Source organism: Methanofastidiosum sp. (assembly GCA_020854815.1).
In the GTDB taxonomy this organism is placed as follows: domain Archaea; phylum Methanobacteriota_B; class Thermococci; order Methanofastidiosales; family Methanofastidiosaceae; genus Methanofastidiosum.
Map to the genome: position 1 here is coordinate 1 of JAHKLW010000028.1, position 3,403 is coordinate 3,403.

Genomic DNA, 3,403 nt, shown 5'->3' on the forward strand with positions numbered 1-3,403 from the left:
GTATTGGCATGATCAGTTTAGAAACGGCAAAAGAGATAGAAGGAATTATCTCAAAAATTATTGAAATTGACATTTAGATTCTTTTTCGCATAATTACTCTTATGCGCAATTAATTACTAAGTCTATTTTTGATTACGAAGAATTCAAGAAGATGCTAGCCAATCGGCTAACTCTAAGCTGGAGGGTATTTAAGAGTAAGACAGATCCTAATCCAGATAGAGTATAATCATTTACCAAAAAGGATTTAATATGAATAAATCAAATCCTAAGCATGCTTCCTAAATTAAACAATAATCAATCAGTTTGGGTAGAGATCACAAACCCTATTCATGGTGGAAAAGGATGGGAATTTGGAACATGTCTTTGGAGTCCTGTTTATAGTAATTCAAAAAATGGAAATAAAATTAAATCTTGGAAAATAATGGAAAAGATTTCTCCCGGAGATATAATATTAAATTTTGAAAAAAAGACTGGGGAAGGACACGTTTATTTATTCCCAGTGCGTTAGGATAATGTATATATCACAAATGCCTATTCTCAATTTATGGGAATTTACAAAGAAAAGGTTTTGCTTTCAAAAGAAGAAGCACGTTTGATTAATTCACAAATAACTGAATCCAATATTAATACAATTAGGGAGTTCAAAAGCTACCTAATTGCGAGCAGAATCGGCATCTTGAGGACTCTCCGCTATATGATTGATTTGAGGCTTATCTGCCAGAAATATAAGGACAAAGACTTTGCAGTATGGAGCTCCAAGGACATAATCGAAGTAATGGAAAAGGTCGAGATTGAGGACATATCTGACTCATCCAAGAATGAGTACAGGAGGACATTGAGGAAGTTCTTCAAGTGGTTGAAGGGGGAAGACTGGCCTGAACTAAAAGCCCTGAAGGGCGAGAAAAAGCACTCAAGAAAGCCACAGGTCCTAACTAGGGAAGAGATACTAAAGCTGATTGAGGCAGCGACAAATCTTCGGGACAAGGCGGCTATTGCTCTGCTATATGACTGCGGCCTTAGGATAGGGGAGCTTGCATCAATCACCTTCAAAGACCTGACCTTCAATGACTACGGCGGGAAGGTGAAGGTAAGGGGAAAAACTGGCGAAAGATTGGTGCCGTTTGTCATGGCCGAACCCTACATAAAAAACTGGATTCAGATTCACCCCAATGTTCATCCCAACGAATCGCTTTTTGTTGGAACTGGGAACAAGAACTTTGGGAAGCCGCTCTTCTATGAGTCATACAAGAACATGCTAAAAAGAGCAATAAATAACTCCAAAATTGAGAAAAAAGTCACACCGCATATCCTAAGGCATACCAGGGCAACTCATCTAGCCTCAAAATTGACTGAGTCTGAAATGTGCCATTACCTGGGATGGCAGCTTGGATCTGAGATGCCCAAGGTCTATGTCCACCTTTCCGGGAGGGACATCGACAAGGCCATTTACAATAAGGTTTATGGTCTTGATACAGGAGATAAAAAAGAGGGGGAAATCAACCTGTCATATGCCTAAGATGTAAGAAGAATTGTGGCCCTACATCGGAATACTGTTACCGTTGTGGCATCCCTAAAGGAAGAAAGGATACTCAACATAGAAAAAACAGGCAGCGAAGTTAGAAATGATTATTTCAAGTTTGCACAAGAAAAGCCAGACATGCTTGAAGATATGAGGGTTTTCATGGAGATGCTTGAAATGATAAAACAAAATCCTAAGCTAAAGGCTGACTTTTTCAAAATAGCTGCTAAGAAGAATAGGGCCAATGGTACTGGAAAATCAACATTGCTTAAATGCATTAATCTCTCTCTTAAGCCAAAAGGAGGAGTCATACTCATTGACAACAGGAATCTATTCGAGCTAGATAGAAAAGAGATCGCCAGAAACATAGGCGTTGTCCCTCAGAATTCAGCGATTAACTTTCCGTTCACCGCGTTTGATATAGTTTTAATGGGTAGGACGCCTTATCTAGGGCAAATTAATAGGGAGAGCTTGGACGATATACGAATTGCAAAAGAAGCAATGGAAATTACAAATACAGAACATCTAGCAGAGAGGCCAATAGATGAAATAAGCGGAGGAGAAAGGCAGAGAGTTATCATAGCTAGGGCTTTAGCACAACAACCTAAAATATTGCTATTGGACGAGCCGACATTACATCTGGACATAAATCACCAGTTGGACATACTAGAGCTGGCAAAAGAACTAGCCAGAAAGAATAAACTCGTCGTAGTACTGGTATCCCACGACATTAATTTATCTAGCAGATATTCGGATAAGCTGGTATTGCTTCAATCCGGAAAAATCTTTGCCATAGGAAAGCCTGAGGAAGTTATCACAAAAGAGAATATGCGAGATATTTACAATATTGAAGTTGAAATGAACTATAATTCTAAAATCAAGCCGTTCACTATTGTTCCTTTACGCAACATAAGGAAATAAACGAGATGTCAAATTATGTATTATGGAGATATCTGGCCAAAAAGGTTATATAGTATTAGCGATATGCCTAGATGAACATATCGGAGGTTAAATAATTATGAAAATGAGAAATAAAAAAATGGAAATGCTTGTTCTACTTGCTGTACTGACTGTTGCAGTATGTGCTGCTGGTTGCACGAGTCAAGGAACAGAATCAAGCACGAGTAAAACAAGAACTGTAGTTGATATGACTGGAAGAACGGTAGAAGTACCAACAGAAATAAATCGAATTGCAGAACAATTTCCAGCACATAACGAGGTACTACTATTACTTGGTGCCGCAGATAGACTTGTAGCTAGCAGAAAAACTGTAACAGATAATATTTGGTTTCAGAAAATGGTCCCGAGTCTAAAAGATGCATCTCTTCCATTTGAGTCAAGCACTGTCAATGAAGAACAACTTGTAGCCATTAAGCCGGATGTTGTATTTACTTCTTCTTTTGCACCATTCGAGAAATTGGCAGAGAAAGGTGTCCCTATAATAGTTCTTAATACAGTCGATTTTAATGATTTAAAATCTTATGTTCGCCTAACTGCAGAAATCCTTGGATCGGAAGATGCAAAAGCAAAGGCAGAGAAATATTGCAACTATTTTGATCAAAACATCAATATGATAACAGCGGCAACTGCTGATATACCTCGTGAGAAGAGGGTCAAAGTTTACTATGCAGCTTCAGGACCTTTGAATACAGAGGGAAATAATACAATGGTGAAAGAATGGATGGAGATTGGAGGAGGAATTAATGTTGCTGCAGAGGGCGGTGTAGAAGGAGGATTTAAGGACGTTTCTATAGAAGATGTTGTAACGTGGAATCCAGATATAATAATAGTTCGTGATGCTCCATTTAAAGATGCTATCCTAAATGATAAACGATGGACAGAAGTAAATGCAGTTAAAAATGGTAGGGTCTATATCAGTCCAAA

The 3,403-nt window shown here is 38.3% G+C and carries 4 protein-coding genes; all 4 read left to right on the top strand.

The window, feature by feature from the left end:
* Positions 1–271 precede the first annotated feature (271 nt).
* Positions 272–508 carry a hypothetical protein gene (locus KO464_03340; GenBank protein ID MCC7572404.1) on the top strand — a complete coding sequence of 79 codons (237 nt, stop codon included), beginning with the start codon at positions 272–274 and terminating at the stop codon, positions 506–508.
* 36 nt (positions 509–544) lie between these two features.
* Positions 545–1,516 (top strand): tyrosine-type recombinase/integrase, encoded by a 972-nt coding sequence (locus tag KO464_03345; protein MCC7572405.1) that lies wholly within the window; start codon positions 545–547, stop codon positions 1,514–1,516.
* A gap of 15 nt (positions 1,517–1,531) precedes the next feature.
* Positions 1,532–2,440, top strand: a complete 909-nt coding sequence (locus tag KO464_03350; GenBank protein ID MCC7572406.1) for an ABC transporter ATP-binding protein — start codon at positions 1,532–1,534, stop codon at positions 2,438–2,440.
* A 97-nt stretch (positions 2,441–2,537) separates the two neighbouring features.
* The coding region (locus KO464_03355) for an ABC transporter substrate-binding protein (GenBank protein ID MCC7572407.1) at positions 2,538–3,403 on the top strand (866 nt) is incomplete at its 3' end.

Bases quoted from the DNA above. Each gene is read 5' to 3' on its own strand.
- KO464_03345 (MCC7572405.1), top strand. From the start codon at position 545: ATGGGAATTTACAAAGAAAAGGTTTTGCTTTCAAAAGAAGAAGCACGT.
- KO464_03340 (MCC7572404.1), top strand. From the start codon at position 272: ATGCTTCCTAAATTAAACAATAATCAATCAGTTTGGGTAGAGATCACA.